The 17,627-nt window shown below is 48.3% G+C and carries 15 protein-coding genes; 7 read left to right on the top strand and 8 right to left on the bottom strand.

From position 1 onward, the window contains the following. The first annotated feature begins 244 nt into the window (after window positions 1-244). Both groES and groL read left to right on the top strand, forming a co-directional pair. The gene (gene groES, locus ACR9YC_RS04180) at window positions 245-532 is read left to right on the top strand and encodes a co-chaperone GroES (RefSeq protein WP_438730272.1); all 288 of its coding nucleotides are present in this window, start codon (window positions 245-247) and stop codon (window positions 530-532) included. A 48-nt stretch (window positions 533-580) separates the two neighbouring features. Beyond that, the gene (gene groL / locus ACR9YC_RS04175) at window positions 581-2,230 is read left to right on the top strand and encodes a chaperonin GroEL (protein ID WP_438730270.1); all 1,650 of its coding nucleotides are present in this window, start codon (window positions 581-583) and stop codon (window positions 2,228-2,230) included. Window positions 2,231-2,377: 147 nt separating this feature from the next. On the opposite strand, the gene ACR9YC_RS04170 is transcribed toward groL, so the two are convergent. Then, window positions 2,378-4,648 carry a putative bifunctional diguanylate cyclase/phosphodiesterase gene (locus tag ACR9YC_RS04170; RefSeq protein WP_438730267.1) on the bottom strand — a complete coding sequence of 757 codons (2,271 nt, stop codon included), beginning with the start codon at window positions 4,646-4,648 and terminating at the stop codon, window positions 2,378-2,380. A gap of 179 nt (window positions 4,649-4,827) precedes the next feature. Here ACR9YC_RS04170 and ACR9YC_RS04165 point away from each other — a divergent pair, with 179 nt between their 5' ends. Continuing rightward, window positions 4,828-5,124, top strand: a complete 297-nt coding sequence (locus ACR9YC_RS04165; RefSeq protein ID WP_438730264.1) for a hypothetical protein — start codon at window positions 4,828-4,830, stop codon at window positions 5,122-5,124. A gap of 37 nt (window positions 5,125-5,161) precedes the next feature. On the opposite strand, the gene ACR9YC_RS04160 is transcribed toward ACR9YC_RS04165, so the two are convergent. Together ACR9YC_RS04160 and ACR9YC_RS04155 are read right to left on the bottom strand one after the other, a co-directional pair. Further along, window positions 5,162-5,317 (bottom strand): hypothetical protein, encoded by a 156-nt coding sequence (locus tag ACR9YC_RS04160; protein WP_438730261.1) that lies wholly within the window; start codon window positions 5,315-5,317, stop codon window positions 5,162-5,164. Next, window positions 5,304-7,136, bottom strand: coding sequence for a sensor domain-containing diguanylate cyclase (locus tag ACR9YC_RS04155; protein ID WP_438730258.1), 1,833 nt, complete (start codon window positions 7,134-7,136; stop codon window positions 5,304-5,306). The genes ACR9YC_RS04160 and ACR9YC_RS04155 overlap by 14 nt, the downstream gene beginning before the upstream one ends. 303 nt (window positions 7,137-7,439) lie before the next feature. Here ACR9YC_RS04155 and ACR9YC_RS04150 point away from each other — a divergent pair, with 303 nt between their 5' ends. Together ACR9YC_RS04150 and polA are read left to right on the top strand one after the other, a co-directional pair. Further along, on the top strand, window positions 7,440-8,648 hold the full coding sequence (locus ACR9YC_RS04150) for an MlaA family lipoprotein (protein ID WP_438730255.1): 1,209 nt from the start codon (window positions 7,440-7,442) through the stop codon (window positions 8,646-8,648). Between the two features lie 51 nt (window positions 8,649-8,699). Continuing rightward, a complete protein-coding gene (gene polA, locus ACR9YC_RS04145; protein WP_438730252.1) occupies window positions 8,700-11,528 on the top strand; it encodes a DNA polymerase I in 2,829 nt (942 codons plus the stop codon). Between the two features lie 30 nt (window positions 11,529-11,558). Here the strand turns inward: polA and ACR9YC_RS04140 are convergent, their stop codons facing one another. Then, the gene (locus ACR9YC_RS04140; protein ID WP_438730250.1) at window positions 11,559-12,314 is read right to left on the bottom strand and encodes a helix-turn-helix transcriptional regulator; all 756 of its coding nucleotides are present in this window, start codon (window positions 12,312-12,314) and stop codon (window positions 11,559-11,561) included. A gap of 376 nt (window positions 12,315-12,690) precedes the next feature. Between ACR9YC_RS04140 and ACR9YC_RS04135 the strand changes: the two genes are divergently transcribed. After that, the gene (locus ACR9YC_RS04135) at window positions 12,691-13,287 is read left to right on the top strand and encodes a hypothetical protein (RefSeq protein ID WP_438730247.1); all 597 of its coding nucleotides are present in this window, start codon (window positions 12,691-12,693) and stop codon (window positions 13,285-13,287) included. A gap of 44 nt (window positions 13,288-13,331) precedes the next feature. Here ACR9YC_RS04135 and ACR9YC_RS04130 read toward each other — a convergent pair whose 3' ends face one another. Continuing rightward, complete coding sequence (locus ACR9YC_RS04130; RefSeq protein WP_438730244.1) at window positions 13,332-14,219, bottom strand: prephenate dehydratase; 888 nt, start codon at window positions 14,217-14,219, stop codon at window positions 13,332-13,334. Between the two features lie 292 nt (window positions 14,220-14,511). Here ACR9YC_RS04130 and ACR9YC_RS04125 point away from each other — a divergent pair, with 292 nt between their 5' ends. Next, window positions 14,512-15,150 (top strand): c-type cytochrome, encoded by a 639-nt coding sequence (locus ACR9YC_RS04125; RefSeq protein ID WP_438730241.1) that lies wholly within the window; start codon window positions 14,512-14,514, stop codon window positions 15,148-15,150. A 38-nt stretch (window positions 15,151-15,188) separates the two neighbouring features. Here ACR9YC_RS04125 and ACR9YC_RS04120 read toward each other — a convergent pair whose 3' ends face one another. The 3 genes from ACR9YC_RS04120 to ACR9YC_RS04110 form a co-directional block, all read right to left on the bottom strand. Further along, the gene (locus ACR9YC_RS04120) at window positions 15,189-15,659 is read right to left on the bottom strand and encodes a DUF2721 domain-containing protein (RefSeq protein ID WP_438730238.1); all 471 of its coding nucleotides are present in this window, start codon (window positions 15,657-15,659) and stop codon (window positions 15,189-15,191) included. 90 nt (window positions 15,660-15,749) lie between these two features. Next, window positions 15,750-16,652: a transposase gene (locus tag ACR9YC_RS04115; RefSeq protein ID WP_438730234.1), complete on the bottom strand. Its 903-nt coding sequence runs from the start codon at window positions 16,650-16,652 to the stop codon at window positions 15,750-15,752. A gap of 3 nt (window positions 16,653-16,655) precedes the next feature. Beyond that, complete coding sequence (locus tag ACR9YC_RS04110) at window positions 16,656-17,612, bottom strand: hypothetical protein (protein ID WP_438730231.1); 957 nt, start codon at window positions 17,610-17,612, stop codon at window positions 16,656-16,658. Window positions 17,613-17,627: the final 15 nt, after the last annotated feature.

Below are 17,627 nucleotides of genomic sequence, written 5' to 3'. Positions count from 1 at the left end.
TTCAAAAGGACGTGCCGGACAGAATGTCCAATATCACGTTCCACCTCGTATTTCGCCAGATAAGAGCTTTGGGTTACAATCCGCTTGCGAAATAAATTTCGTGCATCAAAAAAATTAATAGGCAATCCTTGACGCAAAGCGGCACTCCGACCATATGCGCCTGTGTTGGCACTCATTAGATATGAGTGCTAATCCTAATTTCAAACGACAACATTGTCATAACCAACCGTAGAAAGGGTAACGCATGAAATTTCGTCCGTTGCATGATCGGGTTCTGGTGCGCCGCATCGAAGCCGAAGAAAAAACCGCAGGCGGGATCATCATCCCGGACAGCGCCAAAGAAAAGCCTTCAGAAGGCGAAGTGGTCGCTGTTGGAAATGGTCTGAAAGACGATAACGGCAAAGTCACAGCGCTGGACGTTAAAGCTGGCGACACGATTTTGTTCGGCAAATGGTCCGGTACCGAAGTCAAAGTTGACGGCGAAGACCTGATCATCATGAAAGAAAGCGACATTCTCGGCATTATCGGCTGAGACTGAAGCATAATCCCTAACTGAAATTGCTAGAGAAGGAATAATCTCATGGCTGCAAAAGACGTAAAATTTGGTCGCGATGCGCGTGAACGCATCCTGAAAGGCGTTGATACGCTGGCCAACGCTGTAAAAGTCACTCTGGGCCCCAAAGGCCGTAATGTTGTGCTCGACAAAAGCTTCGGCGCACCGCGCATTACCAAAGATGGTGTATCTGTTGCCAAAGAAATCGAACTGAAGGACAAGTTCGAAAATATGGGCGCACAGATGGTCAAGGAAGTTGCTTCCAAAACCAATGACATTGCTGGCGACGGCACCACCACTGCAACTGTACTTGCACAAGCAATTGTTCGCGAGGGCATGAAATCGGTTGCTGCTGGCATGAACCCAATGGACTTGAAGCGCGGCATCGATCTGGCCGTCAGCAAAGTCGTTGCTAATCTGCAATCACGCTCAAAGCCTGTTGCTGGTAGCGCGGAAGTTGCACAAGTCGGCGTGATCTCTGCCAATGGCGACAAAGAAGTTGGCGAGAAAATTGCAGAAGCAATGGAAAAAGTCGGCAAAGAAGGCGTTATCACAGTTGAAGAAGCCAAAGGCCTTGAGTTTGAACTCGACGTTGTTGAAGGCATGCAGTTTGACCGCGGTTATCTGTCACCTTACTTCATCACCAATCCTGATAAGATGGTATCCGAACTGGATAACCCATATATCCTGATCCATGAGAAGAAACTCTCTAACCTGCAAGCCATGCTGCCAATTTTGGAAGCTGTTGTGCAATCTGGTCGTCCATTGCTGATCATCGCTGAAGATATTGAAGGCGAAGCATTGGCAACATTGGTCGTCAACAAATTGCGCGGCGGCCTGAAAATTGCTGCTGTTAAAGCCCCTGGCTTTGGTGATCGCCGTAAAGCGATGCTGGAAGATATTGCCATCTTGACCAAAGGTGAAATGGTATCTGAAGATCTGGGTATCAAATTGGAAAACGTCACTTTGGGCATGTTGGGTGAAGCCAAGCGCGTAACCATCGACAAAGACAACACCACCATCGTTGATGGCGCTGGCGAAGCCGATGCGATTAAAGCACGCGTAGAAGCCATCCGTGCGCAAATCGAAAACACCACAAGCGATTATGACCGCGAAAAACTGCAAGAGCGTCTGGCCAAATTGGCTGGCGGTGTTGCTGTTATCAAAGTTGGCGGCGCTACCGAAGTGGAAGTGAAAGAGAAGAAAGACCGTGTCGATGACGCGCTGCACGCAACCCGCGCAGCCGTAGAAGAAGGCATTGTCCCTGGCGGCGGTACCGCACTTCTTTACGCTACAAAAGCTCTGGAAGGCCTTGACGGCGATAATGACGATCAAACACGCGGTGTCGATATTGTGCGCAAAGCACTTTATGCGCCAGTGCGTCAGATTGCTGAAAATGCTGGTCACGACGGCGCGGTTGTTTCTGGCAAATTGCTGGACGGCGGCGATGAGAATACAGGCTTTAACGCACAGACCGACGTTTACGAAGATCTGGTTGCGGCCGGTGTCATCGACCCGACCAAAGTGGTACGCGCAGCATTGCAAGATGCCGCTTCTATCGCTGGCCTGTTGATCACCACCGAAGCGACTGTTGCCGAATTGCCGGACGACAAAGCCGGTGGCGGCGCACCTGCAATGCCTGATATGGGCGGCATGGGCGGCGGCATGGGTTTCTAAACCCAACCGCTTAACAAGAAATAGAAAAGGCCGGCGAGGAAACTCTCCGGCCTTTTTCTTTGGGTTTTATAAATATTATCTTACGCGAATAATAGGATGCACTTTTGATGAATGACATTACCAGCGCATAGCCGGTAATGGTATATTTCAATTGGCAGTGCGTTTTTTGAGGGACATTTCGATACTGCTATTAAATACAGGTATCATACCTTCTTGCGGATTCATGACATGTTGAACTTGCCACCCGCCAACTTGCGATTGTTGCGATTGTTGCGATTGTTGCTCTTGAGCACTGACCGCTGCAATCAAATAACGGGAAACACGACGCGCAGTACACAGCCCACCACTGCCATCATCAACCAATCTTTCTTCAAACTCGATACCCTGTTTATCGCCCATTGAACGCCGAACAGTTGATACGGCCAATTGGCCATCCCCAAAATCGATTACAAAGTGAGTCCCTACCGGAACATCAAGCAAGCCTTCAATCAACGCACCCGTTGCGGAAAGATTGCGGATGACCACTTGATAGCGGTGGTTATGATGAATCGCGAAAACCTTACGGAACATGGAGGTACGATCCTCACGATGATGCGCAGGCCCAACAGGCTCAATAATCCACTCACCATCGGCAAGATTCTGCAGCAATTTCTCATTGGCCACAGCCGGGCTGTAAACATAACCTTGAATATGGCTGACCCTTAGATCTCGGATCATCTCCAGCTCATCGAGAGTCTCTATACCTTCGGCTGTGGTTTCCATTCCCAGAGCCTCAGCCAACGCGACAATTGCAGCGATAATAGCGCTATTGCGTGACCCTTTTAAAGTTGCACCGCGAACAAAGCTTTGATCAATTTTGATCTTATCAAATGGCGCATTTTGCAAATAGCTCATGGACGAATAGCCGGTGCCAAAATCGTCAAGAGACAAGCGAACGCCAAGATTTTTCAATTGCTCGAACATTTCGCCATTTTCATCATATTCAGCCAGAAATACGCCTTCAGTAATTTCCAGCTCCAGCCGATCTGGCGCCAGGCCAGTATTGGCCAATGCTGTTGCGACGATGTTCGGCAATCTGTCATTAGCAAATTGAACCGGCGATACATTCACTGCTACCCGTACTTTACCACCCCATTCAGAGGCTTCCGTACATGCTTTATGGATTGCCCATTCACCAAGCGCATTTATAAGATTGGCCTCCTCCGCAATCGGGATGAAAACCGCTGGGGAAATAGGCCCTCTATCAGGGTGGTTCCAGCGCATAAGCGCTTCAAACCCTTTAACAATATTCGTGTTGCCATCGACGATAGGCTGATAGAATAGTGACAATTGATCATTGGCCAAAGCGTCACGCAAATCTTCTTCCAGCTGACGCCGATCTTCAGCAGATTGATGCAGGTCACTCGAATAGAAACAAAACCGTCCGCGTCCGCCTGCTTTTGCAGCGTAAAGCGCCAGATCGGCATTGCGAATTATATCTTCGGTTGTTTCTCCATCAAACGGGCTAATCGCCACGCCAATCGAAGCACCAATAATACAGCGACTTCCATCGATGGAGTAAGGCTGGGAAATGCTGGAAATAATCCTTTCGGCCAGCTCTCCCAGATCACCCCGATCTTCACAATCCGGAATGATAAGCTGAAATTCATCGCCGCCAAGACGACCTGCCTCGCCCCTTTGCCCGACAGCTTTTTTCAGTCGCTGAGCAACCTGTTTAAGCAATGCATCGCCCGCGGGGTGACCCAATGTATCATTGACCTGTTTGAACCGGTCAAGATCAAGCAGAACAACAGCACAGGGCCGATTCTGCGGCTGAAAGGCCTTAAGTGTTTTTTCCAGCTTCTCTTGCATATTCGCGCGGTTAGCTAAGCCGGTTAGTGAATCATAACGCGCCAATTGCTCGGTATCTTGCGATGCACGAAGTTGCGCCGTTATATCAGAACCATTACCGCGAAAACCTGTGAAATGTCCCAATTTGGAGTATTGCGGCTGACCAGACACTGACCACCAGCGCACATCTTCACCGACATGCATTTTGAGACGCAATTCATCGAACTTGGTTTTCTTTGTCAGAACAAAAGGCAGCGATCTCTGCGTTGCTTCATGGTCAAGCGATTTTGCAAACAGATTTACAAACGGCGTACCGAGCAAGTCAGATACTGGTACATCCAGCATTGCAGCAATATATTGGGTCAAATAGGTAATATTACCTTCTGCATCGGTAGACCAAAACCAACCCTGCCGGCTCTCTTCATAACTTTGCAGCAGCAACAAAGCTTGATCCGTTTGCATGCATTGTTTGTTTTCATCAATTTGTTGACCTTGCGCGTTGATACGTGCTGTCATGCGATTAAAAAAGCTACCAAATTCCTGATCAACAGGAGATGCTTTGTCTTTCGATATCGGTTTCTCTAGCATGATGTTCTCAAATTGGTTCAACCATTGGCTTTTGCCTTAATCTGGTTGATTATTTGTAAACCACAGTAGATTCGTTCCTGTTATGCAGAAAAAAGAGATTTTTTAGGGGCTTATATACTTGCTTGACCCACTAGACGAATCTCGATTTTGATCATATGTTGAATTAAAGGAGATTAAATATGGGCGGCGCAAAACGTGCAATGGAAGAACAGCAAGATCGTTTTCAGATGGGCCTTGCTCTGTGCATAGAGGTTGATGCGATAGAAGAATGCGAACACCATCCCGGCACATATTACCAAAGCTCTGCTGACTTAGATGATGTCTATAAGTTTGCTAACGCTGGAGTAAGCGCTGGCCGAATAAAACTGCCAGACCGTATGAGCAGACGCGACCTCACCGATGCCATTAAAGCAGCCTACGAAGACAATTCGGGCCTCGATTATTGTTCTAGCTGCGATAAAATTGCGCGCAGCTAGAAAAGAAAACCTAGCGCGATGGCTGGACGATCTTGTTTTATGACAGCGGGTCTACCTTTTCTTTCGGAGCCTTCGATTTCTTAATTTCCTTTTTGAGGAAAATATCAAGATAGGCGCTCAAGTCCTGCAGGCTATCCTCTGCCAACCCTTCGGGGAAGGTGAGCGTCACATCCCCTTCATCAAGCGGGAACATTGCCTTGCGCGTTCCCTCTGCCAACGGCGACCTGCAAAAATGGTTTGGCACTGCGCCCATATGCCTTATTGGCGATTGCAACACAGTTCCGCCCTTCAGATTTAGCATGATACAGCGCTACATCTGCATTGCGATATAATGCCCGCTTACCCGTATCAGCACCTAGAGCTACGCCTATACTTATAGTGATCGCATGAGAGAGGGCATCAACCTGCGCCTCTACTATCTTTTCACATTTCACGCGTATTTGTTCGCAGCAAATAGCGGCCGCATCTTCACTTTGCAGCGAGAGCAGCACAGCAAATTCCTCACCGCCAAGACGATATATACCTTGGCACCAATCTTGATCTGAGAATGACTGCAAGACTTCACCCAGCTTTTGCAGAACCTCATCACCAACTTGATGCCCGAAATTGTCATTAACCTGCTTAAAGTTATCAATATCAAGCAATGCCAATGCAGCATTTTTGCTATGTGCAAAATCCTCTTCAAACTGTCGGCGATTGCCAAGTCCGGTCAGCAGATCGGTAGTGGCTTGACGAGCAAGCTCACGCTCGCGCATCCTGGCTTCATCGCGTTCATAGCGGATGGACATCACCCGATAGGCCACACCACCTGCAGTGATGATGACTTCCAAAACCAGACAGGGGAATAGTGAGAAATCAAGCTCCGGCGGCAATATATAAATATCCATGCCGCGAAAAATTCTGTCCAGAGCTACTATGGCTGTCAGTGACCAACCACCGATCAAAAACCACACAACCTTGCTTTTATTGGTCAGTGCATAAGTCGAGCCGATTAACAATGAAATTATCGCAGGCAGAAATGCCAGATGATAAATGTTGCGGGCAATGAAAGGTAAATATGGGCCGACGATCAGCACAAAAAGAGCATTTGCGATCAACAAATGGCTTGCCATCGCCATAAAACGTTTCACCCAGTGCGGTACGACATCTTTTTCAAGAAAGCTTATCACAAAATAGCCAGCAAAGGCCGAAGCCGTACTTAATGCTGTGTATGATAGCAAAGTTCTGGTCCACATTGCGATCTGAGGGAGAAATTGCATGATCAACCCAGAAGAACTGAAAGTGTAGATCAGAAAGCAGAGCGACATCAGTGCGTGCCAGCCCATAAACGTATATCGCAGCGCCACAAAGAAAGAAATGCTGTATATGATCGGCAAAAAGCCCAAGCCACAAAATATGGCAAACCATATTGTCCTATCAAAACGCTCTTCACGTGCCTGTTCTAGAGACATTATCTCAAGATCATTTACCGCAAGCCGTGACCATGGCTTGTCTACGCCCAGCCATAATGTCTCCGAACTTACTTCCTCTTTGGTGAGTGGAACCGAAAAACGTGTTCCTGCCGTCCAGAACTGCATGATTTCATCGGGCAAAATAGTGCGCGTGACTATATTCCCGCCCTTGTCGTGATGCACAATATGCAATGCATCGATCGGCGCGGTATCACCTTCCAGATTTAACTCGTCTGCGGTGAGACCAGCTTCCACTAAAGGCAGTTTAAACCAGAATTGCTTCGTATTGATCGGAATGTTATCGTCATGGCATTGAAAAAAATGTTCATTTACAATTGCATCTTGTGCAGAGATGATATTGTCGCTTGCGAACAGACAGCTCCCTTCAGAAACATTGAAAACAGGGCCTGATCGATCAGGTTTCATCATCGCTCCCAATGACAAAACTATAAGCCCGAAGCACAATACAGCCGAAAAGCCGATAATCGACCATAGGTTGAACCAGGGAGTAACTTCACCCTTGCGCCAAATAGCAGTCAAAGTGTCACCGACTTTGTGCAAAAAACTCCCCATATACCTATTTGCAATATAGCTTTGCAGATCATGCATTAGCGCCAGACCTTTGCGTATAAGTTAATTTTTTGATGGCCTAGGGCTTAAATGGACTTACAAATAGACAACCAGCGAAATGGGCGACATGATGCAACATGCAGATAAAGACTTTGGCTTCGTCCGTTTATCGTAACGATATGTATTTATGATAGATTAGCCGTTGCGATGTTATATATTCGCGGTAAGGCAATAACCAATATTTACCAAAGCCCTATGCCACATAATCTGTGGCATCTCGAAAGGACGCCAGTTTTGAGTTTTGCACCAGACATACCATTATTATTATTGTCACTGGCGAGCAGCAATATAGACACACTTCCGGTGGTCGATGCTATCGACAACCGTGCGGAGATTGTTCTTACAGACGCTTCTGCGCAACCAGCAACAGCGGTCAAAACCCTGCTGCAAGCCAATACTGCACTAAACCACGACCTAGATTATCGCCGTATCACCAATACGAGATTGTCATTCACATATGGCTCAGAAGATAAAACAACTTCTACTGCCGCGCCTGGAGAGAGCGATGCTGCTCCCTTGCCCTATGACGTCCCTCTGGATGATGAGAACAACTGGCTACAGCAACGCAGCGATGCAAGCACATCGCAATGGCCGGCGCCAATCATCGTTGATATTGGTCCAAACGGTCTGCGACCACAAGGTCAGGATGGTGTAGACCAGACGGGAACAAGTGAGACATTGCCCGAACCCATTGTGGTCGACGGCATTGAACTTGATACTGTTGAGCAATTCAGCCTTGAAACTTTTGAGGTTGTAGAAGCAATCGATCAGGCCGTTATTGAGCCAACGATAGACTTTTACCGCGATACGATTCCCAGTCCAGTAAGACAGGCCAGTCAGAATTTCCTGCGTAATCTGGGTGAGCCCGTCAATTTCCTCAATTACTTGCTACAACTCAAGCCAGGCAAAGCTCTGGAAACGGCAGGGCGTTTTCTTATTAACTCATCCCTTGGTATTGGCGGTCTGATTGATATTGCCGGCAAGCCAGGCATCAACCTGCCTTACCGCTATAATGGCTTTGCCAATACATTGGGCTATTATGGCGTAAAACCCGGTCGCTATCTTTATTTGCCATTGATCGGATCCACCACACCGCGTGATCTTATCGGCAATACTATTGACCAATTGCTCGTCCCTGCGATTTATGGATCACCCATCAATAAACCGGCTTTTGCTATAACCGCTGGCACAGTATCTGCGCTTAATCAGCGTTTGGACAATGATGCAGAGATTGACCGTCTGCGTGAAGAAAGCGCCGACCTTTATGGTGATACACGCGATGCCTATTTGCTGCTGCGCGAAAATCAAATTCGCGATCTTCGGGGCCTCCCGCCGCTTGATCAGATTTATGATGCGCCCAAAAGCGATCAAAATAGTGTGAAGCCAACCAATCAATCGGCTAGCGATGAGAAAAAAGAAGAGGCCTTGCAACCCAACCAATGACATGTGCAATGTTACGATGACGCGCTGCGATTGTCCTGCTAACAGATGAACATGTCTGAACAGAATCATCTCTATCTTGTCGATGCCTCGGCATATATTTTTCGTGCCTATCACCGGTTACCGCCTTTAACCAATCCAGAGGGCACGCCCGTTGGCGCGGTTTATGGTTATACAACCATGTTGTGGAAATTGGCCGATGACCTGCACAAGGCCAATGGCCCGACACATATGGCGGTCATTCTCGATAAATCATCAAAGAGCTTTCGCAACGATCTTTATGATCAATATAAAGCCAACAGGCCGCCGCCGCCCGATGATCTGGTTCCACAATTCCCGCTTATACGCGATGCCACCCGCGCATTTTCCTTACCCGTTATTGAAGAGGAAAATGTCGAAGCGGATGATATGATCGCCAGCTATGCTGTGGCTGCGGTCGAGCAAGGTTGGAAGGTAACCATTGTCAGCTCTGACAAAGACCTGATGCAATTGATTGAACCTGTTGATGATAGCCGTATCGACATGTTGGACACGATGAAGAATGTGCGTGTCGGCAAACAGGAAGTTATTGAAAAGTTCGGCGTTGGCCCTGAACTGGTCGGCGATATGCTGGCTCTTATGGGCGATAGCGCGGATAACATCCCCGGGGTTAAAGGTATCGGCCCCAAAACTGCGACAAAGTTGCTCTTGGAACATGGCGATTTGGATGGCGTCCTTGCCGCTGCTCAGGGCATGAAAAAGTCTAAGATGCGCGAGAACCTTATCGAATTTACGGACGATGCACGTCTGTCACGCGTTTTGGTAACGCTCAAAGATGATTGCCCATTGCCCGTCGCGCTGGACGATTTCAAACTACAAGACATTCCGCACGAGCCTTTGGCTGAATTTCTGTCATTGCATGGGTTTACCAGCTTGCTGCGCAAATTGGGTGCCGATGCGCCAGAAACATCTGGTCGAGCAGAAAGCACTGGCTCCAATACATCTGGTGAAAACAATAATGGTCCCGGCACACATGCCCCGCGCGCGCCCGAACAGCCAGCGATCGACCCAGATGCATATGTTTGCATTACCGATGAAGAAACCTTGCAAAAATGGGTGGATGAAGCGCGCGCTATTGGCAGTGTAGCTTTTGACACAGAAACCACTTCACTAGACCCTATGCGCGCCGAATTGGTAGGTTTCAGCCTGGCCACCGCGCCGGGCAAAGCCTGTTATGTGCCCTTGGCGCATGGTGGTACTGACCTGTTGGATGAAAAGCCTCAACAAATCGCCATGCAAGACGCTTTGACGCTGCTCAAACCGTTGTTGGAAGATGATGCTGTGCTGAAAATCGGCCAGAACATCAAATATGATATTAATATCATGGCGCAGCACGATATTCTGATAGCTCCTGTCGATGACACAATGGTGATGAGCTTTGCACTAGATGCAGGCCAAGCCATGGGCGGCCATGGTGGTCATGGCATGGATGCGCTAGCCAAAGAGCATTTGGATCATGACTGCATCAGCTATAAATCCGTCACGGGCAGCGGCAAAAGCCAGATTGGATTTGGTCAAGTCCCGCTGGATCAGGCTACGCGCTATGCGGCGGAAGATGCTGATGTGACGCTGCGCCTATGGCAGATTTTGAAACCGCGGCTTAGTGCGGAGGGCGGCACAAAGGTCTATGAACTGGTTGACCGCCCTGTTCTCTCCACTCTTGCACAAATGGAGCGTGAGGGCATTAAAGTTGACCGCGAACGGCTAGCGGGGCTTTCGGCAGAATTTGCCGAGATCATGGCCACTCGCGAGAAAGAAATCCACGCCATTGCCGGGGAGCCTTTTACCATTGGCAGCCCGAAACAATTGGGTGAGGTTCTGTTTGGAAAGCTCGGCCTGAAAGGCGGCAAAAAGGGCAAATCCGGCCAATATTCCACGGATGTCACTGTGCTCGAACGGCTGGCGCAGGATGGTCACGATATTGCCCGCAAAGTGCTCGACTGGCGGCAAATGTCGAAATTGAAATCCACTTATACCGATGCTTTGCAAAATGATATCAATCCGAAAACCGGACGTGTTCACACCAGCTATAGCCTGGTCGGCGCACAGACTGGGCGGTTGTCATCCAATGACCCCAATCTGCAAAACATCCCCATTCGCACAGAAATGGGCCGTCAGATCCGGTTTGCTTTTGTTGCGGAACCCGGCAATGTGATACTGGCTGCCGATTATAGCCAGATTGAACTGCGATTGGCCGCACATATGGCCGATGTCGATACGCTCCGTCAGGCCTTTGCTGATGGCGAAGATATCCATAATCGCACAGCACAAGAGCTGTTTGGCGAGGTCAATCGCGACACACGGGGCCGCGCCAAAACTATCAACTTCGCTATCCTTTATGGCATATCCCGTTGGGGATTGGCGGGTCGGTTGGAAGTTTCCGCCGATGAAGCGCAAGATATGATCAGTCGTTATTTTGAGCGTTTTCCGGGCATCAACCATTATATCTCTGATACTTTGCAAAGCGCGAAGGAACGGCTTTACACCGAAACATTATTTGGCCGCAAAACGCACTTTCCGCGCATAAATGCCAAAAATCAGACCGAACGTCAGGGCAGTGAGAGAGCGGCGATCAACGCCCCTATTCAAGGCACCAGCGCAGACATCATTAAGCGGGCCATGACCCGCATGCCGCAAGCCCTTGCCAAAGCAGGGTTAGAAAAGGTGCGCATGCTCCTGCAAGTGCATGATGAATTGGTGTTTGAACTGCCCAAAAGCGATGTTGAAGCAGCATCAGCTGTTATTCGTCAGGTGATGGCCAATGCGGCAGAGCCTGCGGTCAAACTCACCGTGCCGCTCGAAATAGATATTGGTACAGGCCCAAGTTGGGGGGATGCGCATTAAAAATGTCGGACCCGTTTGTACCACTTTGGATTAAGAAAGCTTAATCAGATTTTGTGACAGGGCCCGTAAGCTGGCCATGATGCGATTATTAACGCCTAGTTTTTCGTAAATGCGCCGCAAATAGGTATCAACCGTTGCTGGCGCGAGCCCCAGAATAGTTGCAATATCATTGCGCGACTTGCCGCCCAAAATCCAATTGAGCACTTCAGTCTCACGATGCGACAATTTTATCGCCGCATTATCTTTGGCAATGGTCAGATGTGATATGCGCACATGCACCGCCTGCATGATATTCTGTATTTGAACCATGTTCCACATATCGGTAACATTCGAAGCATTATCCATGACGATTGCACAATATGCATCGCGTCCGCTCGGGCCATAAAGCGGCAGCCCGAAAGCATAAGGAATCTCTTCTATTTCTACTGCATGACGAATACCTGTTACAGGGTCTTTATCACGGCATATCTTGAGTGCTTCAGCCCATGACATTCTGCTATACTGCTCCATAACAATATCAGGCACAGGGTCTTGTGCGCGTGCTGCAGGGTCTGCATAATACTCAATCCATTGTTTGGGAAAGCCAAAACTTATTATCATCGCCCGTTTGGATATTTGCGAATGAAATGGCGGAACCAAATGATATGCCATCATCTTCACCCCCATTGTCGTCAGCAATCTATATGCGGATTCTAATATGTCTGGATAGCTATGCAACATGGACAGTCCTTCCCAAAAGGCCATTTGCTGCGGCGGTGCTTCCACAATATCTGATTCTATTAACACAGCGACCCTTTGAAATGTGAACCTTCACGCTCAGCCATAATTAATGAGTGATGACGATAAAAGATAGTTACGATTGTGTCACGAACTTACGTGACTTAACTTTAATCATGAAAACTAATAATAAAAGAATAGATTTAAATCTAAAATTGTTCCAAATTTATGTATTGATTTTCAACTATCTCTATTAGATGTTGAATCTGTTGATAAAAATTGAAACTTATTCTGGTTACAAATGTAACTATGGTGGTGTGTATAATGACTCCATGTCAAATATAAGCAAAGTTATCGTGTCGTGCAAAATCTAATGTAGTCACATTTACAGGCAAATATGTCCTTTGTGAAGAAACCAAAATTTCTCAAGAAGGCCAAAGAAGACATGTCACAAAACAATAGCAAGCCCTCATTATCTTGGCCTGATACATGCCTTGAGAAAAAACTTCATGGGCAGTCAGTTCAGGTCGTCGATCCCAAAACAGAATTGTTGGATATGGCGCATCGTTTGGCCACATTGGCCTTGAAAGCTGATGAAGCGGCGTTTCATCAATCCTCTAAGCAACAGTCATTCGCTGCTTCCTGCGGTGAAGATCCCAATATGTCACTTTTGATCGACCGACTATCCAATTGGACAATCAGTGCAGCTGATGTGCGGGCAGAGATTGCCAGACGCCGCAAAAGGGAAAGCTTTTTTACCGAAAACCTCTTTGCAGACCCCGCTTGGGACATTTTGCTCGACCTTTATGCTGCTGAGCTAGAACGCAGCAATGTTAGCATATCTAGCGCCTGCATCGCGGCATCTGTGCCACAAACAACCGCTCTGCGTTGGATTGACATGCTTATCAAAAATGACCTGGTTGAGCGCCAATTTGATAAGGTTGATCGACGCCGAACATATTTGGTTCTCACTAGCAGGGGAGTCAAAACCATGTCCGCCTGTCTGAAATCGATTTTGTTCAGCTCACAAGCTACTGATTAAGCGGTGCGATGTCTGCAGGTCGTCTAGGCTGCGGGCATTATAGCCTAATGTCTCTCGCGCGATTGTTTATAGCTACCCAAGATTCGTACCCATTTGCTATGGAAACGCAATTCGTCCAGTGCGCGGTCCACCGCAGGGTCGCCAGGCATTCCGATTATATCGAGATAAAATTCCGCAGCAGAGAAATTATCTCCGCGAATATAGCTTTCCAACTTGGTGCTGTTCACACCGTTGGTCGCAAAACCACCCATAGCTTTGTATAGTGCTGCCGGAATATTCTTCACTTCAAATAACAGGCTGGTCATTACCGGTATGTCAGCAGGCGGTAAAACAGCATCACGGGCCAACACCACAAAACGTGTCATATTATGGTCAGCATCCTCGATATTTTCGGCGATCATCTTCAAACCGTACATATCAGCAGCAATAGCCGGCGCGATGGCCGCGATATTGGTATCATCACTCATCGCAACCGCGGCCGCGGCGCCAGCGGTATCTGTATAAGAAACCGGAGTAATCCCATGTTCCTTAAGATAATGGCGACATTGCCCCAACGCTTGCGGATGACTTAACACACTGGAAAAGGGGCCATCTGATTTGCTCATCAGGCAGTGATGTATGGGAATAAAAAACTCATCAATAATATGCAGCCCTGATTCCGGGAGCAGAAAGTGAATATCGGCAACCCGGCCATGCTGTGAGTTTTCAATCGGGATCATTGCCCGGTCTGCATCACCGCGCTTGACCGCATCGATAGCATCAGAAAAAGAGAAACATGGCAAAGGAAGGCCTTTTGGATCATATTCCAGCGCGGCCAGATAGGAGTTTGCACCTGGTGCACCTTGAAAGGCCAGGCCACGTCCAGGCTCTGATTTTGCCGCACGGGCCATATTTTCAGCACGTTCACGCGCAATTTTCGGATAGCTATACATATGCTTGCTGTTAAATTATTACCATATGTTAAAGCAAGCACAAACGCTGCGCGCGAAGCAAATGACCAATAATTATTGCACTATCAACGATGCGCATTGCACTAAATTCAATCAATCACGGGATATACAAATGATGCCAGCGCATTGGTTCATAAATTCCTTGGTAGTGGTGCTTTTCAGCCCTTGCCTAGTGCTCCTATGCTGGCTAGGGAGCGCACAGAATATCGTCGTAATGGCGTTGCCAGTCTAGATAGTTGCTTCTATAGCAGGGGCAAATTAGGGACATTAGAATATGGATGATCGCAGTAATACAATAGCCGGTTGGGTTTTGTTTGGCATGGCCTCGGCTTTAGGCTTTTCGATTTTGAGCGGGAAATTCTTTCACGCTGATTCACCAGAGCATCCGGAAAAACCCGGATATGCCATTAAGGGTGCTGAAAAAACCGAAGAAAAAGCCGAAGATTCTGTTGGCGTAATGATGGCCAGTGCCGATTCAAGCGTTGGCGCCAAAGTTTTCCAAAAATGTACAGCGTGTCACTCTATCGAAAAAGGGGGCCCCAATGGCGTAGGCCCCAATCTTTATGGCATTCTAGGTAAGCCGCACGGCGCTGTTGCTGGTTTTGGCTATTCTGAAGCTATCTCAAGTATCTCAAGCAATTGGGGCTTTGAAGAGATGGATGCCTGGCTGAAATCGCCGAAACGCTATGCGAGTGGCACGAAAATGAGCTTTGCTGGTCTTAGTAAAGGCGATGAGCGCGCTGCAGTCATATTGTACCTCAATGAAAATTCTGACAATCCTTTAGGGGTTGATCAATATGTTGCCGATGCCCTTGCAGCAGCGGGTGGCGATGGTGGTGATGCTGCAACCGACGGCGATGCTCCTGCAGAAGGTGATGCACCAGCAGAGGGTACAGAAAACGCCGAAGGCTAATCAGCAAAATATCTTTTTTGAATGGTGCGAGTAAAAACTCACTCGTCCCATTTCAAAAACACCTTGTCCAAATGTATTGAGCGGTCCGCAAGATGGACTTCATACACGAAGAACCCCAGACCAGTCATGATAAAGGTCATCGCTAGGATAAAACCGCCAGCGACGGCCACTGATAAATCAATTCCGGCGAGCTCCATCGCAAACAGCAATGTTATAACCATGCCGACAGTGATGGCGCCGCATACCGCCATCAAAATAGAGCGATTGACAACCGTCATACGCTGATCGAGCTTACGCAATTCGCGCACAATATTCCTGCGTTCCCCTTCAGTGACTTGGCCATGTTCCTTTGCCAGCTCTCTTGACCGATCGACAACGCGTGCAAGTCTGCTGGAAAAAAGCTGCAGCATCCCGCCAATACCTACCAACAGAAAGGCCGGTGCCAACGCCAATTGAATGATTGCGGCTATGTTCTCGACAAACATACTGTCCATCGCTGATTCTGGCATCAAACTTACCTTCCCATAAATGACCATCTGATCTCTAACCCAAACTGGGCCATAGCGGGAAGTGATATTTCTCTTGGCTATTTACCGGATTTATTGCTCATGCTGATTAATATATAGGCTTGCCGCAGCAGCAATAGCCGCAGAACCATGGCGGCAGCATTGATCAAAAAGCTTATCTTTCTCCATTTGCGATAGGCTGTTCTCACTCAACGCCTGCAACGCTGCCAGCTGCATTCGCTGTGACGGATGATTCCACAAGATTTCGGTCGCCAGATCGCGACCATTTTCATCACCAGCCGCTACAGCAATGTGCAACATCGCCTCATTCGCGCCTTGTGAGAGAATAGTCTCCACAACATTGCGTTTCACATCATAGCGGCACTGATCAAACCAATATTGTTCGGGCGCTGTCATCATGATGTTCAACGATATGGAAAGGGCATCGGGGGCATGTTGGCAATGCACATCCCGGTGCTTGCGATAGTAAAGCATACGGCCTTCGGATAGCGCAGAGCGTTCAATGAAACGCAATCCGGCCGGCTCCCCCTTATAGCCAATAATCGCTTCATAATCCTGCTCATAATAATCGCTAATATAACCAGGACCGTGATATCCGATGGTAAGGAAGTCAAAATTATGATCATGCGGCAAACCATAAAAGAACGCGTCTTTGCCGCTGGCGCGCACCACATAGTCATTCGCGCCAGGCCAGATATTTGCACGTAAAAACCAACCCGGACGTGCAGCACCCAAAGTGATGACTTGCGGTCCATATTTGCGGCGACCCTGCGTCTCATCCGCATATGTCAATTTCAGCGCGTCAATGGCCGCATCTGCCAGAAAGTCGCGATTGGCATATAGCCCTGCCAAGATATGCGCGGCATTTTCCCTTTCTTGCTCACGCTCAAGCCCTTTAAGATTGGCATCGCCCAAAGAAAGCGCCTCATCCAATGAAAGGGGTTCCTGCGCTCTATATGCTATATCCAAGGCCATGGTTTATGCGGCCTTTTGCCCAATATGTTGCAAGATTTGATGGGCCAGTGCGCGTATTTCATCATCTGGATCACCCTTAGCCATATCCGCCAATCGCGGCATGGCTGCTTTCATATCGGTAGCCAGACATTCGCGCATAGCCTGCCACCGCAAAGCCGCCACGGGTTCCTCTGTCACTACTAGCATCTCAGGTGCGTGATGTGCGGCACCAAGAGAACGCAATGCAGAAAGCAGCATAAGACGGCGCGTTGATTGCATATTACCCGCAGATTTGCCCAGCAACCGGCCCGTCTGCGCATCAAAATAACGATAACAATCATCACCATTGGTCGATGATGAGCCGTCATCTTCCACTGTTATGCGCAAAAATAGAGCGGGCTGTTCCAGCACATCTATCAGCAAGCCCTGCTGGCTATTATCGATTATCAAGCTGGCATCACTTGCAACACGGCCTTTGTAAGTCAAAACCATGGCCTCTTGCTCTTCATGGTCACGCGCAAACAATCGATAATCCGCCTGCGCACCGTTGATAAGACGCAGCGCGCTATGCCCATTAGAAAGGCAAATTCTATCATGCATGGCATTACCAGATGCATCAGCAGCTTTTTTGCGCAAAGCGACAAGTGCAATATTTATACGGCCATGCCTCAATAATATGATGACAGTGCTTTGCACTGACAAAGTTGCCGGGCATTGCAATTGCACAAGTTCATCATGCGTCATCGCCGATAAGAAATGCTCCAGAAAGGCTGGTGCTATGAGATTATCATCAAGGATAGGGCGTAAATGGCGTATAGCGTCAACGGCAGACAAGGTTACAGCATGCTCAAGTAATGCGCGATACCCCGCCCAAACCGGATGGTTTTGCCAAGCAGCAAATGCTTTTTTACCGGCCTGTATAGCCTGAGCGCGACGATGCGGCTGCGCACGATATTCGGACAAGGGCGGAGATATCTGCATTACTCAAAACACATA

This window comes from Parasphingorhabdus sp. DH2-15, from assembly GCF_051668705.1.
Taxonomy (GTDB): domain Bacteria; phylum Pseudomonadota; class Alphaproteobacteria; order Sphingomonadales; family Sphingomonadaceae; genus Alterisphingorhabdus.
This window is presented reverse-complemented; position numbering and strand designations above follow the sequence as displayed.